General features: G+C 59.8%; 18 protein-coding genes and 1 pseudogene. 12 read left to right on the top strand and 7 right to left on the bottom strand.

The window, feature by feature from the left end; translation table 11 throughout:
- Positions 1-290: 290 nt before the first annotated feature.
- From ABTV29_RS14285 to ABTV29_RS14255, 7 genes are all read left to right on the top strand, one after another.
- The gene (locus ABTV29_RS14285; RefSeq protein WP_433771246.1) at positions 291-1,601 is read left to right on the top strand and encodes an ABC transporter substrate-binding protein; all 1,311 of its coding nucleotides are present in this window, start codon (positions 291-293) and stop codon (positions 1,599-1,601) included.
- Between the two features lie 171 nt (positions 1,602-1,772).
- Positions 1,773-2,672, top strand: coding sequence for a carbohydrate ABC transporter permease (locus tag ABTV29_RS14280; protein ID WP_433771875.1), 900 nt, complete (start codon positions 1,773-1,775; stop codon positions 2,670-2,672).
- 10 nt (positions 2,673-2,682) lie between these two features.
- Positions 2,683-3,513, top strand: coding sequence for a carbohydrate ABC transporter permease (locus ABTV29_RS14275; protein ID WP_433771244.1), 831 nt, complete (start codon positions 2,683-2,685; stop codon positions 3,511-3,513).
- A 159-nt stretch (positions 3,514-3,672) separates the two neighbouring features.
- Positions 3,673-4,776, top strand: coding sequence for an ABC transporter ATP-binding protein (locus ABTV29_RS14270; protein WP_433771242.1), 1,104 nt, complete (start codon positions 3,673-3,675; stop codon positions 4,774-4,776).
- Positions 4,777-4,791: 15 nt separating this feature from the next.
- Positions 4,792-6,264, top strand: a complete 1,473-nt coding sequence (locus ABTV29_RS14265; protein WP_433771240.1) for a mannitol dehydrogenase family protein — start codon at positions 4,792-4,794, stop codon at positions 6,262-6,264.
- A gap of 141 nt (positions 6,265-6,405) precedes the next feature.
- Positions 6,406-7,902 carry a xylulokinase gene (gene xylB, locus ABTV29_RS14260; protein WP_433771238.1) on the top strand — a complete coding sequence of 499 codons (1,497 nt, stop codon included), beginning with the start codon at positions 6,406-6,408 and terminating at the stop codon, positions 7,900-7,902.
- 13 nt (positions 7,903-7,915) lie between these two features.
- A complete protein-coding gene (locus tag ABTV29_RS14255; RefSeq protein WP_433771237.1) occupies positions 7,916-8,860 on the top strand; it encodes a carbohydrate kinase family protein in 945 nt (314 codons plus the stop codon).
- Positions 8,861-8,980: 120 nt separating this feature from the next.
- Here ABTV29_RS14255 and ABTV29_RS14250 read toward each other — a convergent pair whose 3' ends face one another.
- Positions 8,981-10,282 carry an OprD family porin gene (locus tag ABTV29_RS14250; RefSeq protein WP_433771235.1) on the bottom strand — a complete coding sequence of 434 codons (1,302 nt, stop codon included), beginning with the start codon at positions 10,280-10,282 and terminating at the stop codon, positions 8,981-8,983.
- Positions 10,283-10,623: 341 nt separating this feature from the next.
- Here ABTV29_RS14250 and ABTV29_RS14245 point away from each other — a divergent pair, with 341 nt between their 5' ends.
- Complete coding sequence (locus ABTV29_RS14245) at positions 10,624-10,896, top strand: DUF2790 domain-containing protein (RefSeq protein WP_433771234.1); 273 nt, start codon at positions 10,624-10,626, stop codon at positions 10,894-10,896.
- A gap of 90 nt (positions 10,897-10,986) precedes the next feature.
- Positions 10,987-11,382 carry a hypothetical protein gene (locus tag ABTV29_RS14240; protein WP_433771232.1) on the top strand — a complete coding sequence of 132 codons (396 nt, stop codon included), beginning with the start codon at positions 10,987-10,989 and terminating at the stop codon, positions 11,380-11,382.
- On the opposite strand, the gene ABTV29_RS14235 is transcribed toward ABTV29_RS14240, so the two are convergent.
- On the bottom strand, positions 11,379-11,651 hold the full coding sequence (locus ABTV29_RS14235) for a DUF1652 domain-containing protein (RefSeq protein WP_433771230.1): 273 nt from the start codon (positions 11,649-11,651) through the stop codon (positions 11,379-11,381). The genes ABTV29_RS14240 and ABTV29_RS14235 overlap by 4 nt on opposite strands.
- A 293-nt stretch (positions 11,652-11,944) precedes the next feature.
- Between ABTV29_RS14235 and eco the strand changes: the two genes are divergently transcribed.
- On the top strand, positions 11,945-12,427 hold the full coding sequence (eco, locus tag ABTV29_RS14230) for a serine protease inhibitor ecotin (RefSeq protein ID WP_433771228.1): 483 nt from the start codon (positions 11,945-11,947) through the stop codon (positions 12,425-12,427).
- Between the two features lie 111 nt (positions 12,428-12,538).
- Here the strand turns inward: eco and ABTV29_RS14225 are convergent, their stop codons facing one another.
- Both ABTV29_RS14225 and ABTV29_RS14220 read right to left on the bottom strand, forming a co-directional pair.
- A complete protein-coding gene (locus ABTV29_RS14225; protein WP_433771226.1) occupies positions 12,539-13,462 on the bottom strand; it encodes a magnesium transporter CorA family protein in 924 nt (307 codons plus the stop codon).
- 7 nt (positions 13,463-13,469) lie between these two features.
- The gene (locus ABTV29_RS14220) at positions 13,470-15,044 is read right to left on the bottom strand and encodes a RimK family protein (RefSeq protein WP_433771224.1); all 1,575 of its coding nucleotides are present in this window, start codon (positions 15,042-15,044) and stop codon (positions 13,470-13,472) included.
- A gap of 92 nt (positions 15,045-15,136) precedes the next feature.
- On the opposite strand from ABTV29_RS14220, the pseudogene ABTV29_RS14215 reads away from it, so the two are divergent.
- Positions 15,137-15,574, top strand: a pseudogene (locus tag ABTV29_RS14215) (GNAT family N-acetyltransferase); the annotation flags it as partial.
- A gap of 112 nt (positions 15,575-15,686) precedes the next feature.
- Here the strand turns inward: ABTV29_RS14215 and ABTV29_RS14210 are convergent.
- Complete coding sequence (locus tag ABTV29_RS14210; RefSeq protein WP_433771222.1) at positions 15,687-16,841, bottom strand: PQQ-dependent sugar dehydrogenase; 1,155 nt, start codon at positions 16,839-16,841, stop codon at positions 15,687-15,689.
- Positions 16,842-16,891: 50 nt separating this feature from the next.
- Positions 16,892-17,233 carry a hypothetical protein gene (locus tag ABTV29_RS14205; RefSeq protein WP_433771220.1) on the bottom strand — a complete coding sequence of 114 codons (342 nt, stop codon included), beginning with the start codon at positions 17,231-17,233 and terminating at the stop codon, positions 16,892-16,894.
- Between the two features lie 207 nt (positions 17,234-17,440).
- Between ABTV29_RS14205 and ABTV29_RS14200 the strand changes: the two genes are divergently transcribed.
- Positions 17,441-18,265, top strand: coding sequence for a Ku protein (locus tag ABTV29_RS14200; RefSeq protein WP_433771219.1), 825 nt, complete (start codon positions 17,441-17,443; stop codon positions 18,263-18,265).
- Between the two features lie 123 nt (positions 18,266-18,388).
- Here the strand turns inward: ABTV29_RS14200 and lpxO are convergent, their stop codons facing one another.
- Complete coding sequence (gene lpxO, locus ABTV29_RS14195) at positions 18,389-19,288, bottom strand: lipid A hydroxylase LpxO (protein WP_433771217.1); 900 nt, start codon at positions 19,286-19,288, stop codon at positions 18,389-18,391.
- Between the last annotated feature and the right edge of the window lie 3 nt (positions 19,289-19,291).

The following is a 19,291-nucleotide window of genomic DNA, read 5'->3' as shown; positions in this document are numbered from 1 at the left end:
ATACATCAGTGTTGGCTGGCACTCCCTCATCGCGAGCAGGCTCGCTCCCACAGTGGGGCTGTGTTGCCAAAAAACCTGTACGGATCAGATACCGCCTTTTCGCTGAAAACCCCTTCCCTGCGTTTCCCATCAAAAACCCCAGTGCAAAAAAGTATCGATTGAAGTGCGACGGATGATTTGTTTCGCCCTCGATTGAACGTTGTAATCAGCACAGATTCTTCCTGGACCGGAAGACACAAAAACAATAACTGTCCTTCTGCAGCCCCTCGGGTGCAGAAAAGGAGTGCTCGATGCAACCTTCTGTAAAAGCTCTGCTAGCCCTCACCTGCATGACCCTCAGCAGCGTCAGCCTCGGCGCCCAGACCCTGACCATCGCCACCGTCAACAACAGCGACATGATTCGCATGCAAAAGCTCTCGAAAACCTTCGAGGCCGAGCACCCGGACATCAAGCTCAATTGGGTGGTGCTGGAAGAAAACGTGTTGCGTCAGCGCCTGACCACGGATATCGCGACCCAGGGCGGACAGTTCGATGTGCTGACCATCGGCATGTACGAAGCGGCACTCTGGGGGGCCAAGGGTTGGCTGGAGCCGATGAAGGATCTGCCCGCCAGTTATGATCTCGACGATGTATTCCCCTCGGTTCGCGAAGGCCTGTCAGTCAAGGGTTCGCTGTATGCCCTGCCGTTCTATGCCGAAAGCTCCATCACCTATTACCGCACCGACCTGTTCAAGGACGCCGGCCTGACCATGCCTGAGCGTCCGACCTGGACCCAGATCGGCGAGTTCGCTGAAAAACTCACCAACAAGGAAAAGGAACAGTACGGCATCTGCCTGCGCGGCAAGGCCGGCTGGGGCGAGAACATGGCGCTGATCACCACCGTCGCCAATGCCTTTGGCGCACGCTGGTTCGATGAAAAATGGCAGCCGGAATTCAACGGCCCCGAGTGGAAAAACGCGCTGAACTTCTACGTCGACACCATGAAAAAATCCGGCCCGCCGGGCGCATCGAGTAACGGCTTCAACGAAAACCTCGCCCTGTTCAACAGCGGCAAGTGCGCGATCTGGGTCGACGCCAGCGTGGCCGGGTCGTTCGTCACCGACAAGACCCAGAGCAAGGTCAGCGACCACGTCGGCTTCACCTTCGCGCCCCATGAGACCACCGACAAAGGCTCGGCCTGGTTGTATTCCTGGGCCCTGGCCATCCCGACCAGTTCCAAGGCCAAGGACGCCGCGAAAACCTTCAGCGCCTGGGCTACCTCGAAGGAATACGGCGCTCTGGTCGCCAAGACCGACGGCATCGCCAATGTACCGCCAGGCACCCGGGCCTCGACCTACAGCGAGGCGTATATGAGCGCCGCGCCGTTTGCCAAGGTCACACTGGAGTCGCTCAAGGCCGCAGACCCGAGCAAACCCGGCGCGAGGCCTGTGCCGTACATCGGCATCCAGCTGGTGACCATCCCCGAGTTCCAGGCGGTGGGCACCCAGGTCGGCAAGCTGTTCTCGGCGGCCTTGATCGGCCAGACCACGGTCGACCAGGCCCTGGCCGCGGCCCAGCAAACCACTGAACGCGAGATGAAGCGCGCGGGTTATCCCAAGTAACCACCACTTCCTCCCCTGTGGGAGCGAGCCTGCTCGCGATGGCGGAGTGTCAGCCAACACTGATGTATCTGACACACCGCCATCGCGAGCAGGCTCGCTCCTACAGTTGATCTCTTCAGGTCTGTACGACCAGGTTTAAACGCCATGAATACTTCAACCGCCAAAGCCCACATGGAAATCCCCCAGCCGCTGCGCAAAAACCGGGTGGCCAACCCTGGCTGGTTTCTGGTCAGCCCTTCGGTGGCGTTGCTGCTGCTGTGGATGATCGTGCCGCTGGGCATGACCGTCTATTTTTCGATGATCCGCTACAACCTGCTCTACCCCGGCGAAAACGAATTCGTGGGGCTGGAGAACTTCACCTACTTCCTCACCGACGCAGGCTTCCTGTCCGGCGCTACCAACACCCTGTTGCTGGTGGGCAGCGTGCTGCTGATCAGTGTGGTGCTGGGGGTGTTGATCAGCGCGCTGCTGGAGGCCACTGACTTTCTCGGTCGCGGCATCGTGCGGGTCATGCTGATCTCGCCGTTCTTCATCATGCCCACCGTCGGCGCGCTGATCTGGAAGAACCTGATTTTCCACCCGGTGTCGGGGATTCTCGCCTGGGTCTGGAAGCTGTTCGGCGCTCAACCGGTGGATTGGCTGGCGCACTACCCGCTGCTGTCGATCATCATCATTGTCTCTTGGCAATGGCTGCCCTTCGCGATCCTGATCCTGATGACCGCCATGCAGTCCCTCGACCAGGAACAGAAGGAAGCCGCGCGCCTGGACGGTGCCGGGCCCATCGCGATTTTCTGGCACCTGACCCTGCCGCATCTGGCGCGGCCGATTGCGGTGGTGGTGATGATCGAAACCATCTTCCTGCTCTCGGTGTTCGCCGAAATCTTCACCACCACCAACGGCGGCCCCGGCTACGCCTCGACCAACCTCGCCTACCTGATCTACAACCAGGCGCTGGTGCAGTTCGACGTCGGCATGGCCTCGGCGGGCGGTTTGATTGCGGTAGTGATTGCCAACATCGCGGCCATCATCCTGGTGCGGATGATCGGCAAAAACCTGACAGACAAAGCCTGAGGCCCGCGTCATGACCCTACAACAATCCCGTCGCCTGCAAAGCCTGCTGCTGGGCACCCTGGCCTGGGCCATCGCCATCCTGATCTTCTTCCCGATTTTCTGGATGGTGCTGACCAGCTTCAAGACCGAGATCGACGCCTTCGCCACACCGCCGCAGTTCATCTTCACCCCGACCCTGGAGAACTACCTGCACATTAACGAGCGCAGCGATTACGCAAGTTTCGCCTGGAACTCGGTGGTGATTTCCTTCAGCGCCACGGCCCTGTGCCTGCTGATCGCCGTGCCGGCGGCGTACTCCATGGCCTTCTACGAAACCCAACGCACCAAGGGCACGCTGCTGTGGATGCTGTCCACCAAGATGCTGCCGCCGGTGGGCGTGCTGATGCCGATCTACCTCTTGGCCAAGAGTTTCGGCCTGCTGGATACGCGCATCGCTCTGATCGTGATCTACACCCTGATCAACCTGCCGATCGTGGTCTGGATGGTTTACACCTACTTCAAGGACATCCCCAGGGACATCCTCGAAGCCGCGCGCCTGGACGGCGCCACCCTGGCCCAGGAAATGCTCCGGGTGCTGCTGCCGATCGCCAAGGGCGGCCTGGCTTCCACCGTTCTGCTGTCACTGATCCTGTGCTGGAACGAAGCGTTCTGGTCGCTGAACCTCACCTCGTCCAAAGCCGCGCCGCTGACCGCGCTGATCGCCTCGTACTCGAGCCCCGAAGGGTTGTTCTGGGCCAAGTTGTCGGCGGTCTCGACCCTGGCCTGCGCGCCGATCCTGATCTTCGGCTGGATCAGCCAGAAGCAGCTGGTGCGCGGTTTGTCGTTTGGCGCCGTGAAATGACCTGCCTATCTGCAATCCCCTGTGGGAGCGAGCCTGCTCGCGATGAGGGCGTGTCAGCCAATGTTGATGCGCCTGACACACCGCAATCGCGAGCAGGCTCGCTCCCACAAAGAAGCCAGTCAGGCTCAACTGAATAAATAAATGTGGAGGCCCATCACCATGGCCAACCTGAAAATCAAGAATCTGCAAAAAGGCTTCGAAGGCTTTTCCATCATCAAGGGCATCGACCTGGACGTGAACGACCGCGAGTTCGTGGTGTTCGTCGGTCCGTCGGGCTGTGGCAAATCCACCCTGCTGCGCCTGATCGCGGGCCTGGAAGAAGTCAGCGGCGGCACCATCGAACTCGATGGCCGCGACATCACCGAAGTCAGCCCGGCCAAGCGCGACTTGGCGATGGTGTTCCAGACCTACGCCCTGTACCCGCACATGAGCGTGCGCAAGAACATGTCGTTCGCCCTTGACCTGGCGGGTGTGCCCAAGGCCGAAGTGGAGAAGAAAGTCTCTGAGGCGGCGCGCATTCTGGAGCTGGGGCCGATGCTGGAACGCAAGCCCAAGCAACTGTCAGGCGGCCAGCGCCAGCGCGTGGCCATCGGCCGGGCCATCGTGCGCAACCCGAAAATCTTCCTGTTCGACGAGCCGCTCTCCAACCTCGACGCCGCGCTGCGGGTGCAGATGCGCCTGGAGTTGTTGCGCCTGCACAAAGAGCTGCAAGCAACGATGATCTACGTGACCCACGATCAGGTCGAGGCCATGACCATGGCCGACAAGGTGGTGGTGCTCAATGGCGGCAAAATCGAACAGGTCGGCTCACCACTGGATCTGTACCACCACCCCGCCAACCTGTTCGTCGCCGGCTTTCTCGGCACACCGAAAATGGGCTTTCTCAAAGGCAGCGTCAGTCGCGTCGACAGTCAGGGCTGCGAGGTGGTGCTGGGTGCCGGCACCCGCATCACCTTGCCTTTGAGCGGCGCCAGCCTGAGCGTCGGCAGCGCAGTGACCCTGGGGATTCGCCCGGAACATCTGGAACTGGCCAAGCCCGGCGACTGCACCTTGCAGGTCACCGCCGACGTCAGCGAACGCCTGGGCAGCGACACCTTCTGCCACGTGCGCACGGCGTCCGGCGAGGCCCTGACCCTGCGCGTGCGGGGTGATCTGGCCAGCCGCTACGGCGAAACCCTGAGCCTGCACCTGGATGCCGCGCACTGCCATTTGTTCGATGCCAACGGCCTGGCTATGGCCCGCCCACTGCGCGTTGCCGCCTGACTTCAGAGAGCCTGTATGAAACTCAACAAACAAAACCTCAACCGCCTCGCTCCCGAGGTGGTCCTGCCCTCCTACAGCTTGAGCGACACCCGCCAGGGCATCGCGCATATCGGCGTCGGCGGCTTCCATCGCGCCCACCAGGCGTATTACACCGACGCGCTGATGAACCTGGGCGAAGGCCTGGACTGGGCCATCTGCGGCGTCGGCCTGCGCGCCGAGGACCGTCGTGCCCGGGATGACCTGCAAGGACAGGACTGCCTGTTCACCCTGTTCGAACTGGGGGACAACGACGACACCGAAGTGCGGGTCATCGGCTCGATTCGCGACATGCTGCTGGCCGAGGACGATGCGCAGGCGCTGATCGACAAACTCGCCGATCCGCAGATCCGCATCGTTTCGCTGACCATTACCGAAGGCGGCTACTGCATCGACGACAGCAACGGCGAGTTCATGGCCCACCTGCCACAGATTCAGCATGACCTGGCCAACCCGGCCGCACCGAAGACCGTGTTCGGCTTCCTCTGCGCCGCGCTGGTCAAGCGCCGGGCCGCGGGCACGCCGGCCTTCACCCTGATGTCCTGCGATAACCTGCCGCACAACGGCGCCGTCACCCGCAAGGCCTTGCTCGCCTTCGCCGCGTTGCGCGACGGCGATTTGCGCGACTGGATCGAGGCCAACGTCAGTTTCCCCAATGCCATGGTCGACCGCATCACGCCGATGACCAGCACCGAACACCGCCTGCAACTGGCCGACCAGCACGGCGTCGACGATGCCTGGCCGGTGGTTTGCGAGCCTTTCGTGCAATGGGTGCTGGAAGACAAATTCGTCAATGGCCGTCCGGCCTGGGAAAAGGTCGGCGTGCAGTTCACCGACGACGTCACGCCCTACGAAGAGATGAAAATCAAGTTGCTCAACGGCAGCCACCTGGCCCTGACTTACCTGGGGTTTCTCAAGGGCTACCGTTTCGTCCACGAAACCATGAATGACCCGCTGTTCGTGCGCTACATGCGCGCCTACATGGACCTGGACGTCACCCCGCAGCTGGCGGCGGTTCCCGGCATCGACCTGACCGACTACAAAAACACCCTGGTCGAACGCTTTTCCAACCAGGCGATTGCCGACCAGCTGGAGCGCGTCTGTTCGGATGGTTCGTCGAAGTTTCCCAAGTTCACCATTCCGACCATCAATCGCCTGATCGCCGATGGCCGCGAAACCCGGCGCGCAGCGTTGGTGGTGGCGGCGTGGGCGCTGTATCTGAAGGGCGTGGATGAGAATGGCGAAACCTACACGATCCCCGATCCACGGGCGACGTTCTGCCAGGCACTGGTGGCCGATGATGCCTTGATCACCCAGCGCTTGCTGGCGGTCGAGGAGATATTTGGCACGGCGATACCGCGCTCGGCGGAGTTTGTCGCGGCGTTTGAGTGGTGTTGCGACAGCTTGCGCAAGGTGGGTGTGACGCGGACTCTGGAACGGATACTGGCATAAGTACGGCGGTGAATGGACTACCGTCTTCGCGAGCAGGCTCGCTCCCACAGGGGATTTTACGTACGACGCTAAACCAATGTGGGAGCGAGCCTGCTCGCGATAGGCCTCACCGAGATCGACCTGACACACCAAGGATCCACCATGGCAACCCAACAATTATTCCTGGGCATCGACTGCGGCACCCAAGGCACAAAGGCCCTGATTCTTGATGCGCAAAGCGGTCAGGTCCTGGGCCAGGGTGCTGCCGCGCACAAGCTGATCAGCGGCGCCAACGGCCGGCGCGAGCAGGACACCGCGCAATGGCTGGATGCGTTTACTCTCGCCGCCCGCCGCGCCTTGCTGGCGGCCGGTGTCGACGGCCAGGACGTCCTCGGCGTCGGCGTCTCCGGCCAGCAGCACGGCCTGGTGCTGCTCGACGATCAGGGCCAGGTCCTGCGCCCGGCCAAGCTCTGGTGCGATACCGAAACCACCGGGCAGAACGATCGGCTGCTGCACCATCTGGGCGGCGAGAAGGGCTCGCTTGAACGCCTGGGCGTGGTGATCGCACCGGGCTACACCCTGTCCAAATTGCTGTGGACCAAGGAACAGCACCCGGACATTTTCGCCCGCATCGCCCACGTCCTGCTGCCCCACGATTACCTGAACTTCTGGCTCACCGGTCGCAGTTGCAGCGAGTACGGCGACGCCTCGGGCACCGGCTACTTCAATGTACGCAGCCGTCAATGGGATCTGCAGTTGCTGCGCGACATCGACCCCAGCGGGCGACTGCAAGCGGCATTGCCGCAACTGATCGACGCCCACGAGGCGGTCGGCACGGTACTGCCGGATATCGCCGCGCAGCTGGGCATCAACCCCCGGGCGCTGGTGTCCTGTGGCGGTGGCGACAACATGATGGGCGCCATCGGCACCGGCAACATTCAGCCCGGCGCGATCACCATGAGCCTGGGTTCGTCCGGTACGGTATACGCCTACTCCGACTCGCCGAAGGTCAGCGCGGATGCGGCCGTCGCAACCTTCTGCTCATCCACTGGCGGCTGGCTACCGCTGATCTGCACCATGAACCTGACCAACGCCACCGGGGTGATTCGCGAACTGCTCGACCTGGACCTCGACTGTTTCAACGAGCTGGTCGCCCGGGCGCCCATCGGCTGCGACGGCGTCAGCCTGTTGCCGTTCTTCAACGGCGAGCGCGTCCCCGCCCTGCCCCACGCCACCGGCAGCCTCCACGGCCTGACCATGGGCAACCTGACCCGGGCCAACCTGTGTCGTGCCGTGGTCGAAGGCACGACCTTCGGTTTGCGCTACGGACTGGACCTGCTACGTCACAATGGCTTACAAAGCCTGCGCATCTGCCTGATCGGTGGCGGCTCCAAGAGCCCGGTGTGGCGGCAGATCGTCGCCGACATCATGGACACCCCTGTCATCTGCACCGAACAGAGTGAAGCCGCGGCACTGGGCGCGGCCATTCAGGCGGCGTGGTGCACGTCCCGGGCGAACGGGCATGAACAAAGCCTGCAGGTGCTGTGCGAGCGCTGCGTCAAACTCGACGAAACCTGCGAAACCCTGCCGATCGCCGAGAACGTGGCGGCCGCGCAGCAGGCCTATGAACGCTACCGACAGCATGTCGCAACCCTTTAGAGAGTGAATCAATATGTATCTGGTGTGTGGCGAAGCGCTGTTCGATTTTTTCAGTGAAAACGACGCCAGCGGCCTGGCTTCAAAAGTGAATTTCAAGGCCATTGCTGGCGGCTCGCCGTTCAACGTCGCTGTGGGCCTGCGCCGGCTGGGCGTGGACGTTGCGCTGTTCGCCGGCTTGTCTACCGACTATCTGGGCCGGCGTCTGCTGCAAGTGTTGCAGGAGGAAGGCGTGCGCACCGACTACCTGCTGGACTTCGCGGCACCGACCACCCTGGCGATGGTTGCACTCGGTGCCAATGGCTCGCCGCATTACAGCTTCCGTGGCGAAGGTTGCGCGGATCGACAACTGCTACCGCAGCACCTGCCGGAGTTGGGGCCTGAGGTACGTGGCGTGCATATCGGCTCGTTTTCGCTGGTGGTGCAACCGATCGCCGATACCTTGCTGGCGTTGGCCCGGCGAGAAAGCGGCAAGCGCCTGATCAGCCTCGACCCGAACGTGCGGCTCAATCCGCAACCGGATATCGAACTGTGGCGCTCGCGTATTGGCGAGCTGGTAACACATGCCGATCTGATCAAGGTCAGCGATGAGGATTTGAACCTGCTGTATCCCGAGCAGGACCCTGCGCAGGTCATCGAAGGCTGGCTGCAGCACCGCTGCCAGGTGGTCTTCCTGACCCGGGGCGGCGACGGCGCCACGGTGTTCAGCCGCAGCCATGGCACCTGGTCGGTACCGGCGCAGCCCGTGCAGATAGCCGACACCGTGGGCGCGGGCGATACCTTCCAGGCGGCATTGATTGCCTGGTTGACCGAGCAGCATCTGGATTCGGTGGAGGGTGTTCGACAGCTCGGTCGCGGGCAGATCGACGACATGGTTCGGTTTGCGGTGCGTGCCGCTGCGCTGACCTGCGGCAAGACCGGGCCGGACTTGCCGTATCGGCAGCAGTTGGATCTTCGCTGAATGTAACGGCCCTATCGCGAGCAGGCTCGCTCCCACAGAAGATCTGGTTGAACACAAGGTTTGTGAGCGACGGGAAATCCTGTAGGAGCGAGCCTGCTCGCGATGGCAATTTTTCAGGCGCTACAGAATCGAAAAGTTGTAGCTGACGATCAACCGCGTCTCATCCACATCCCGGGCAAACTGCTCATAGTTGGTGCGGTACGTCGCATTGCGCAGCCGCAGGCTGACATCCTTGAACGTGCCGCTTTGCACCACGTACTTGAGTTCGCTGTCGCGTTCCCACTCTTTACCTTCCTGGTCGCTACCCGGCACCTTGATGTGATCGCCATTCACATAACGGGTCAGGAAGGTCAGGCCGTTAAGGCCGATGGTCTTGAAGTCGTAGTCGTAGCGCAACTGCCAGGAGCGTTCCTGGGCGGCGGCGAAGTCGTTGACCTGGACGTAATTGACCAGATACGGATTGGTGCCATCCAGGTACGGCATCGAGTTGTCGCCGTTCATGCGCTGCCAGCCGGCACTGAAGGTATGGCCGCTGATGGCGTAGGCAAGCATGCCGCTCAAGGCACGGTTGTTGATGGAACCGGCATTGGCCGCGCCGCTGTCGGCACTCTTGAGCAAGCGCAGGTCCGCCTTGAGTACTCCGCCACCCAGCGGCTGGTTGCCCAGCAGGCCCACGAAATGCTGACGGTAAATGTCCTCCAGTTCCGCGTAGTGATACTGCGCGGTCAGGCGGTCATTGATCTTGTAGTCAAAGCCGTACATGTCGAAATGATCGGCGGTGATGTTGCAGGCGTAGCGCTTGTTCTTGCAGTGCACGCGGATGTCCTGGGCATCGGTGGAGTCCCGGGCGGTGTACTTGTCCAGGCGCGCGGCCATGAAGGTCAGGTCCTTGACCTCTTTGGAAGTGAGCATCGCGCCGTTGAACATGGTCGGCAGCAAACGTCCGTCGTTGTATTTGAGCAACGGCACATCCGGCAGCAGCGCGCCGTACTTCAACACGCTTTGCGAAACCCGGACCTTGGCCGTCAGCCCCAGTTTGCTGTACTCGTCCACCGAGCCACGGGGGTTGCTGCCGCTGGAAGGCAACAGGCCGCTGTTGCTGCTGTCGGGGCTGGAGTCGAGCTTGATGCCGAGCATACCCAGTGCATCGACACCGAAACCCACTGTGCCTTCGGTGTAGCCCGATTGCAGGTTGAGAATGAAACCCTGAGCAGATTCCTCGCGCTTGGAGGCGCCTTGTTCGTTGGAGGTGTGCCCGTCACGAAAATCGCGATTGAAGTAGATGGTGCGCGATTCGAGGTTCGCCTTGCTGTCATCGATAAAACCGCTGGCCTGGATCGATCCGGCAAAACCGGCGCACAGGACTACAGCGCCGAAGCCCAATGACTGGCGCGCGGTGATCAAGCTAAAAGGGGGACGCATGAGAACTCCAACAATGCTGCATAGGCCTGCGCAAACGCAGCCAGAAATAGCCTTCCACCGAACCTGTGAGGGGCCGGGGAAGTAAAAACGCGGGGTGAGCGGCAATGATCGCAGAGCATGCGTTTGCACTGGAGACGACTTTAGTAGGGTTTTCTCCGCCGGACGGTAGTGGCAAATGCGACAGGTGGCACGCTGCTGGCTTAACGAATGTTTAATCGTGACCTTAAATGATGGATGGACCGCACGCCCTCAGTGCTTTCTGATGCCATCGCTCTGTTGACCAGTGCGGCAGGTTCGACCCCCATGTCGAACCCACTTATGCCTGCACTGGAGAATGTCTCATGAACTCGCACGCCCTGCTCCTTTCCGCCGCCCTCGTCTGTACTCCGTTCGCCGCCATGGCCCAGGCCGGCGACACTGACTCCTCCTCGGCCATACCCACCTACCACTACGGCATGCCGCTGCACGTGGGCAAGGTCATCGCCCTGACCGAGCCCGACACCCTGGATTGCGAAGTGGTCACGGCAAAAATGCAGTACATCGATGATCAGACGGGCAAACCGGCAGAGCTTGCCTATAGAAAACTTTCCTACGCCTGCGTATACCAAAACTGACTGAATCGTCTGAATTAACACCTTGCAGTATTCGAGTGAGGGTTCTGACGCTATGCTCTAGCGCCACCCTCACTGCCGCAAGGATTAGCTATGCAGTTTTCGTTCAGGACGTTGTCGAGTTTTACCGCCCTTTTGTGTTTGTTACTCGCGCTTGTCTGGGGGTTCGCGCCCGACCGGATACTGGCCAGCTGGGATATCGAATATTCCCTGGCGGCCGGCCTGATCTCGCGACGCATGGCCGTGCTGTTCATGGTACTGAGCCTGATGTTTTTCATGCTGCGTAATGAAGCACCATCCCTGACCCGCAATGCGCTGAGCAACGGGTTCATGGTCGGGTGCTGGGGGCTGGCGATACTGGGCTTCGGCGAATGGCTCAATGGCCATGCAGGTCCCGGCATTCTGCTTGCGGTGGGCGTGGAACTGGCGCTGGGCCTGGCTTTCTTCCAGACCCGGCGCGTGTCGGTGGAACTCGAAACCGCGGGCTAAAGCGCTTTACGCATCGCTGGGCTCTGTACCGATTGAATGTAGTGCTGTTGAAGATCGGTACGCAGTTCAGCGATCAGGTCGTTGATTTCCCGGCAGCCATTGAGTCGCTGGGCATTGATACCCGTCCTCAGGAGATCCAGCTGATCAGTCTCCCCATCGGCGTACACTTTTACGGTCATGGACAAGTCAGGCGACAGCGAGCATTCGCAGCGTTTCGGTAAAAAACTGCTTTCAATGATGCTGCGAAGTTCCAAGGCAGAAAGAAACATGGCGACCCTCTCCTTTTACGACTGCCAAACATTTATCGACACTGACTCGTTTGAAATCCCGGCCAGCTCAAGGACACATTCAGCATAAAACATGCCTTGAAATACGCCCGGTTGTTCATCGGCAATTCAGCGTTTTATGTAACCTTTCATTAACACCTGTCGTGCAATCTGCATGAAACGCCGCCGATCACCGTGCAATTTGCTCACACAGTGAGTTTGCATCCGCTGCCTTCGACAGTAAAAATGCGCATCCGGCGAGCGTTCGCCGTCCGTCTTATACGCAAGGAGGCACCATGAGATCTTTGATTACTCGTACATCTGTAAGCTTTATCGTCGCGACACTATCGAGTGTCGTTCACGCGGCAACTCTGGAAAAAGTCGCACCTTACCCGGTAGCCGAAAGCGGCTTCACCCGCCAGGTCATCCACCTGGCCCCGCAATCCCGAGAGGATGACTTCAAGGTCGAGATCCTCGCTGGCAAAACCCTCACTGTCGACTGCAACCACCCGCGCCTGGGCGGCGCTCTCGTAGAGAAAAACCTCGAAGGCTGGGGTTATTCGTACTACCGCCTCGAAAAAGTCATGGGCCCGATGAGCACCATGAAGGCCTGCCCCGGCGGCACGAGCAAACAGGATTTCGTACCGGTAGTCGGTGACGGCTTCATGCTGCGCTACAACAGCAAGTTGCCGATCGTGCTCTACGTGCCCAAGGACGTTGAAGTGCGCTACCGGATCTGGTCGGCATCGAGCAAGGTCGAAAAGGCTGTCAGTGAGTAACGCAGAGGGTTTGATCCAGAATTTGCAGCACAGCTGAAAATGCCATCGCGAGCAAGCTCGCTCCCTGTAGGAGCGAGCTTGCTCGCGATGGCGGCCTGCCAGTCACCGAATTCATCTCGCCAGACGCTTAAGCCCAAGCACCATCACCCCCGCCCCCATCATCATCGCCATCAAGAACAGCGGATACGAAATCCACCACGGCGTGCCCGCCGTCATCATGCTGAATTCGGACATCCCGCCAATACTCGCCACCAGGTTCAGCGGCAGGAACACCACGTTGATCAACGTCAGTTTGCGCAGCAGATTGTTCATGCTGTTGTTCATCAGGTTGCCCCGCGCCTCGATGAGCCCGGAGAACACTGTCGAGTAGATTTCAGCCTGCTTGTAGCACTGGTTGTTTTCAATGATCAGGTCGTCGATCAGGCTGATTGCTTGGGCATCGAAATGCTCCTTTTGCGCATGATTGCGCAGTCGGGTCAGCACCGCGCCGTTGCTGTGGATCGCGTTGATGTAATAGATGAGGCTTTCGCTGAGGTTGAACATCTGGATCAAGTGCTGGTTCTGCATCGATGCGTTGAATTTCTGCTGCAACTCCCGTGCGACCAGCTTGATGACTTTCAGGTGGCCCAAGTAGTGGTGGATGTTGTTGAACAGCAGATCGAGCAATACATCCAGTGGCGAGTTCAGGGGCTTTCCTCTGCCAAGCCCGCTGAGTGGTGCGTCGTCGGTGGCAATCACCAGCAGGCGATCCGGGCAAAACAGCAGGCCGCAGGACGACACTTCAAAAGACAGGCTGCCGGCGCCCGAGTAGTTTTCCGGGCGTTTCCAGATCAGGAACAGGTTATCGGGGTGGAATTCGATACGCGAGACCTCATCCGGGTCCAGCGCTGAGGCCAGCGCATGCTCATCGAGTTTGAAATGACTGTGCAGCAGGTCGCGTTCGGCAACATCGGGGTTGCTGAACAACATGACTTGAGCGTCCAGCCGTTCAACGGCGTGCAACGCACCGTTTTCCAATTCAAAACTCTTGATCATCGGCCGTTCACCATGCCTGGCCGCGACGCTTGAGTTCCAGGCGGCGGACAAACTCTTCCAGCACCAGCGAATACAGGTCGTCCTGCAGGTAGGCGTCTTCGATGCCGGCGTCCAGATTCGGGTTGTCGTTCACCTCGATCACCACCACTTTATCGCCCGACTGCTTGAGGTCGACGCCGTAGAGCCCGTCACCGATCAGGTTGGCCGTTTTCACCGCCAGCTCCACCACCGCCCGCGGCGCTTCGTGAACCGCGAGGGTGCGGCATTCGCCATTGATGTCCTGGCCCTTGGCCTTGTGGTTGTAGATTTGCCAGTGCCCCTTGGACATGAAGTATTGGCAGGCAAAGATCGGTTTGCGGTTCAGGACACCGATGCGCCAGTCGTACTCGGTGTAGAAGAACTCCTGTGCCAGCAACAGCACCGAGTGTTCGAACAATTCAGCGGTGGCTTCAAGCAGGGCTTGTTGGCTTTCGACCTTGATCACGCCGCGAGAGAAACAGCCGTCGGGGATTTTCAGCACCAACGGAAAACCCAGGCGCTCGCCTACCCGCTCGAAGTCTTCCGGTCGTTCCTTGTAGAGGATTTCGGTGGCGGGCATGCCCAGTTGGTGGCTCTTGAGCAGGTCGGTCAGGTAGACCTTGTTGGTGCAGCGCAGAATCGACGCCGGGTCGTCTATCACCACCAGCCCTTCGCTCTCGGCCTTCTTGGCGAAACGGTAGGTGTGGTTGTCGACGCTGGTGGTCTCGCGGATCAGCAAGCCGTCGTATTCGGCAATCCGCGCATAGTCCTTGCGCTCGATCAGTTCGACGTCAATGCCCAGCGTCCTGCCGACCCTGACAAAGTTGTCCAGTGCCTTGGCATTTGACGGCGGCAAGGTTTCCTGGGGATCGTGCAGAATGGCCAGGTCATAACGGGCCAGCCGCCTTGAACGGGGCAGGCGCCAGATCTTGCGACTGAAACTGTCGAGGGAATGGGCAAACTGATCTTCCTGATCTTCGCGCAACTTATGAAGTGCACCCGATTTGATGCCTTCAATGTGCCAGCCGTTAGTTCGTCGAAACTCAACTAATAAAATCGGACAGGCAAACACTTCAAATAACTGCCGCGCCAAATCCTGCAAGGGCTCAATGTTGGTCTTGCCGAAGTACAGCGTCAGGGTAAAACCTTCGGTATCGCTGTAAGCATGATGACTGAGGGCTTTTTCCAGGGTTTTATCCAGATCATCCAGGGCCAGTCCGTACAGCGATTTGCGGGTCAGTTCACTGATGGTACGCACCGACGGAATGACTTTGTGCCCGCGCGCCTCTGCCAGCAGCGAGCAGTAATAGCCGTGGCCCAGGTACTTGTAGCTGCGGCACAGGTTGATCACCTGAACGCGCTTGCCCTGCTCATTGTCGCGGGTTTGCTCCAGGTATTCCTGAGCCGTAACGATGTCTTCACTGGGAAAGTAAGACGCCCAGTCTTCCTTGCGTTCGACGATGATAATCAACTGGCTGGAAGTTCTGTTCGTGTCATTCAAATAAGTTGCTGCCGGCAAAATTTGCCCGGATACTTCGCGCCAATGACCCTGTACCGCTGACATAGTGATTGATCCGTTGGAGAACAAGACCTTTCCTATTAAGCACGAACTTTTTTGAAAGTCCCGTTTCGTTACGCAACTTTTACGGCGGTCATATGAATACGCTTTTTCGTTTGGCGGTAATGGAAGATTTGCCTGATCTCATGCAACTGGAAGAGCAGGCTTTCAGCTCGGATCGGCTCAGCCGGCGCAGCTTTCGATGGATGATCGCAGGTGCCCACGGGCAGCTGTGGGTGGGCCGGTGCGGTGAGGCTTTGTTGGGTTATGCCGTGGTGCTTTTCCATCGGGGTTCGTCACTGGCGCGGATTTACTCGATTGCCATCGCTACACAGGCACGGGGCAATGGCTTGGGCAGGCATTTGCTCGATCGCGTCGAAGCCAGTTCTGTGGAGCGCGAATGCACTTGTCTGCGGCTGGAGGTGCGTGTCGACAATCCGGTGGCCATTGCCCTGTATGAGCGCAACGGTTACCGGCCATTCGCACTGATTCCCGGGTATTACCAGGACCATGTCGATGCATTGCGGATGGAGAAATGCCTGTTTCCTCGGTGAATCTGTAGGAGCTGCCGAAGGCTGCGATCTTTTGATGTTGTCTTTTCAAAGCAAGATCAAAAGATCGCAGCCTTCGGCAGCTCCTACATGGCGCCTATGGTTTCAGGCCGATCCTGTACAGCCCCCCATTGTCTTCATCGGTCAACACGTACAAATAGCCATCCGGCCCCTGGCGCACATCGCGGATGCGCTTGCCGAGTTCTCCAAGCAAACGCTCTTCGTGAACCACTTTGTCGCCATCGAATTGCAGGCGAATCAGTTCCTGTGACACCAGGGCCCCGACAAAGGCGTTGTGTTGCCAGGCCTTGAAGCGATCACCGTCGTAGAACGCCATGCCACTCACACCCGGGGATTTCTCCCAGACATGATGCGGGCCGACGGTGCCCACGGCGGTTTTGCCCTTGGCTTCCGGGATCGGCTGGCCGGAATAGTTGATGCCGTGGGTGGCCAGCGGCCAGCCATAATTCTTGCCGCGTTCGATGATGTTGACCTCATCGCCACCCCGGGGCCCGTGCTCGTTTTCCCAAAGGATTCCTTTCCACGGGTTCAGCGCCGCGCCTTGCGGGTTGCGCACGCCGTAGGCCCAGATCTCCGGTCGCACGCCCGGCTGGCCAACAAAGGGGTTGTCGTCCGGGACTTTGCCGTCCGGATAAATGCGCACGATCTTGCCTTGCAGCTTGTCGAGGTCCTGGGCAGTCGGACGGTCGTTGTTTTCTCCCAGGGTGATGAACAGATAGCCATTGCGGTCGAACACCAGGCGCGAGCCGAAATGGTTGCCGACCGACAGTTTCGGCTCCTGGCGGAAAATCACCTTGAAGTTCTTCAGGGTCGTCAGGTCTTCGGACAACTGCCCACGGCCGACGGCAGTGCCGGCCGTGCCACCTTCTCCACCCCCTTCGGCATAGGACAAATAAAGGGTGCGGTCCTGATTGAAGTCCGGTGACAGTGCCACATCCAGCAAACCACCCTGCCCCCTGGCCCATACCTTGGGTACGCCATTGATGGGAGCGGACAGGTTGCCGTCAGCGCTGACGACTCGCAGGCTACCCGGCCGCTCGGTCACCAGCATGCCTTTGCGATCTGGCAGAAACGCCAGCGCCCAGGGATGTTCCAGGCCCTGGACGATTGGCGTGACTTCAAGGGTGCCCTGTTCGCTGTTCATCTCTTGGGAGGAGGCTGCCAACACGGGCAGCGCAGCGCCCATCAATGCGCTGGCACAGAGGCTGGCCAGAAGGGTTTTACGCAACATGCACGATTCCTTTTGTCATGGATTGGCAGGTAGTCCCGTTGCCCTGCCGCTCAATTGCGGGGCGGTGGATTGGGAATGAACTTTGGCGCACCGGCAGGCGCTGGCGAACTTTGCGGATAGCGGTTGCCGATGCCACCGTTGTCCAGAGTCGGCGGCCGCGGCACCGGCACGGTGTTGGGCCCGCGAATGGCTGGGGCGCTGGGCTGCGTACCCTGCATGCTGTTGGGGTTGGCCCGGCGAATCGGGCTGTTGTAGGGATTGTTGTTGCCGCTGTTGGGCAGGCTCTGGGCGATCTGCAACGCTGTGCGCTGCGAAAGGTCCTGCGCCTGGATCTGCTGGCCGAGCACGCCGCTCAACGCCAGTACGATGACACCGGTTACGCATCGGTTCATGGGGAGCCTCTTCATGGGGAGCCGCTCGACGAAAGCGTGGATAGAGTCTTCGATATCACGCTACGCCCAGGGTTCGGATTTGTTAACCAAAACCTCCGCGATCGGATGCAATACAAGGTTGATCGAGGGTCCGGAACGCGCGGCAGCTCGCTGAAACTTTTGTCGCAGGCGCAAGGTCACCAGAACATCACTTTCGAGTAAGCGGCCATGGCGCGGGCAATCTGGAAAGGCGCGATCAGTTTCGGGCTGGTGCATATCCCCGTCGCGCTGGTGTCGGCGACCTCTTCACACAGGGTGGATTTCGACTGGCTCGACAGCCGCAGCATGGAGCCGGTCGGCTACAAACGGGTGAACAAGGTCACCGGCAAGGAAGTCACCAAGGAGCACATCGTCAAAGGCGTCGCCTACGAAAAAGGCCGCTACGTGGTGCTCAGCGAAGAGGAAATCCGCTCGGCGCATCCCATGTCGACCCAGACCATCGAGATCTTTTCCTTCGTCGACAGCGAGCAGATACCGCTGCAGAACATCGACACGCCTTATTACCTGGCGCCGGACAAACGCGGTGGCAAGGTCTACGCATTGCTGCGCGAAACCCTCACCAAAACCAATAAAGTTGCCCTGGCCCGGGTGGTGTTGCACACCCGTCAGTACCTCGCGGCCCTGATGCCGCTGGAGTCGGCCCTGGTCCTGGTCAAACTGCGCTGGCCGGCGGAGGTGCGTAGCCTGGATGAACTGGCCCTTGGCCCGGACGTGACCAAGGCCACATTGGCCAAGGGCGAACTGGACATGGCCAAGCGGCTGGTGCAGGACATGAGCGCCGAGTGGTCACCGGACGATTACCGGGATGAGTTCGAAGACAAGATCATGGCGCTGGTGGACAAGAAAGCCCATGAAGGCAAGATCGAGGATGTTGAGACGGATACCGGGGAAGAAGCCCGCAAGACTGCGGATGTTATCGACCTGACCGAGTTGCTCAAGCGCAGCCTGGGGGGCAAGGCCAAGCCTGCTGCAAAGAAAAAGGCCAGCAAATGACCCTTGTAGGAGCGAGCCTGCTCGCGATGGTGGTAAGCGATGACGCTGGGGGTCTGACACCCCGCGGTGTTTTCGAGTCCATCGCGAGCAGGCTCGCTCCTACAGGTACGGACATTACAGTCTTCAGATCAGGAAAAAGATCGCCAGCAAACCACCGAAGATCGCCCACTTTTCCAGGTAGTAGCGCTTGCGGTTGCGCTTCTTGAGCTCTTTGCCCCGCAGGCGAATCCTGTAGATCTTGCCGAACAGCCGATTGAGCCCGCCGGTCCTGTCGCCCGCCTCGTTCGGCGCGCCGGCCGCCGACATCACATTGCGACTGAACCAGCCATTGAACGCCGCGGCCCAGCGATATTTCATCGGACGCTCGACATCGCAGAACAGAATGATGCGGTTCTGCCCGGTGGTGTTTTCCGCGTAATGAATGAAGGTCTCGTCGAACATCACCGCTTCACCGTCGCGCCAGTGGTAGTTCTCGCCATCGACGTTGATGTAGCAACCGGTATTGTTGGGCGTTTCCAGGCCCAGGTGATAGCGGTAGGAGCCGGCATACGGATCACGGTGGCGCACCAGTTTGGAGCCCGGTGGCAACTCGGCGAACATGGCCGCCTTGATCGAGCCAATGCTCTGCACTAGTTCTGTGGTACGCGGGCAGAGCTTCATGGCCGAGGGATGGCTGTCGCCGTACCACTTGAGGTAGAAACGCTTCCAGCCGGTCTTGAAGAACGAATTGAAGCCGACATCGTCGTACTGGTTCGAACGCTTGATCTCGCCGGCGTGCAGCAGGTTCTGGCCTTCGGCGCGGATTTCTTCCCAGTGGGTCTGCAACGGGCTCAGGTCGGGAAAATCCGCCGGATTGAGGTAAGGCCTGTTGGGGATTTTCGAGAACATATAAAGGAAGCAATTGATCGGCGCCAGAAACGTCGAGTGATCGCTCAATTGGCGGCCCAGTTTGTGGCGCACGCGGCCACGCAGATGCACATACGCGATGGATACAACGTAGATAGCAGCAATGATGAGTTTCACGGA

The sequence above is a fragment of the Pseudomonas putida genome (assembly GCF_050989985.1).
GTDB classification, from domain to species: Bacteria; Pseudomonadota; Gammaproteobacteria; order Pseudomonadales; family Pseudomonadaceae; genus Aquipseudomonas; species Aquipseudomonas putida_AI.
Note: the sequence above shows the minus strand (reverse complement) of the source record. Positions and strands in the feature narration are given on the sequence as shown.

Coding starts and splice junctions, on each gene's coding strand:
- ABTV29_RS14265 (WP_433771240.1), top strand. CDS start 4,792: ATGAAACTCAACAAACAAAACCTCAACCGCCTCGCTCCCGAGGTGGTC.
- ABTV29_RS14275 (WP_433771244.1), top strand. CDS start 2,683: ATGACCCTACAACAATCCCGTCGCCTGCAAAGCCTGCTGCTGGGCACC.
- ABTV29_RS14205 (WP_433771220.1), bottom strand. CDS start 17,233: ATGAACCGATGCGTAACCGGTGTCATCGTACTGGCGTTGAGCGGCGTG.
- ABTV29_RS14220 (WP_433771224.1), bottom strand. CDS start 15,044: ATGTCAGCGGTACAGGGTCATTGGCGCGAAGTATCCGGGCAAATTTTG.
- ABTV29_RS14245 (WP_433771234.1), top strand. CDS start 10,624: ATGAACTCGCACGCCCTGCTCCTTTCCGCCGCCCTCGTCTGTACTCCG.
- ABTV29_RS14285 (WP_433771246.1), top strand. CDS start 291: ATGCAACCTTCTGTAAAAGCTCTGCTAGCCCTCACCTGCATGACCCTC.
- ABTV29_RS14235 (WP_433771230.1), bottom strand. CDS start 11,651: ATGTTTCTTTCTGCCTTGGAACTTCGCAGCATCATTGAAAGCAGTTTT.
- ABTV29_RS14270 (WP_433771242.1), top strand. CDS start 3,673: ATGGCCAACCTGAAAATCAAGAATCTGCAAAAAGGCTTCGAAGGCTTT.
- ABTV29_RS14225 (WP_433771226.1), bottom strand. CDS start 13,462: ATGATCAAGAGTTTTGAATTGGAAAACGGTGCGTTGCACGCCGTTGAA.
- ABTV29_RS14210 (WP_433771222.1), bottom strand. CDS start 16,841: ATGTTGCGTAAAACCCTTCTGGCCAGCCTCTGTGCCAGCGCATTGATG.
- ABTV29_RS14250 (WP_433771235.1), bottom strand. CDS start 10,282: ATGCGTCCCCCTTTTAGCTTGATCACCGCGCGCCAGTCATTGGGCTTC.
- eco (WP_433771228.1), top strand. CDS start 11,945: ATGAGATCTTTGATTACTCGTACATCTGTAAGCTTTATCGTCGCGACA.
- ABTV29_RS14240 (WP_433771232.1), top strand. CDS start 10,987: ATGCAGTTTTCGTTCAGGACGTTGTCGAGTTTTACCGCCCTTTTGTGT.
- ABTV29_RS14255 (WP_433771237.1), top strand. CDS start 7,916: ATGTATCTGGTGTGTGGCGAAGCGCTGTTCGATTTTTTCAGTGAAAAC.
- ABTV29_RS14280 (WP_433771875.1), top strand. CDS start 1,773: ATGGAAATCCCCCAGCCGCTGCGCAAAAACCGGGTGGCCAACCCTGGC.
- ABTV29_RS14200 (WP_433771219.1), top strand. CDS start 17,441: ATGGCGCGGGCAATCTGGAAAGGCGCGATCAGTTTCGGGCTGGTGCAT.
- xylB (WP_433771238.1), top strand. CDS start 6,406: ATGGCAACCCAACAATTATTCCTGGGCATCGACTGCGGCACCCAAGGC.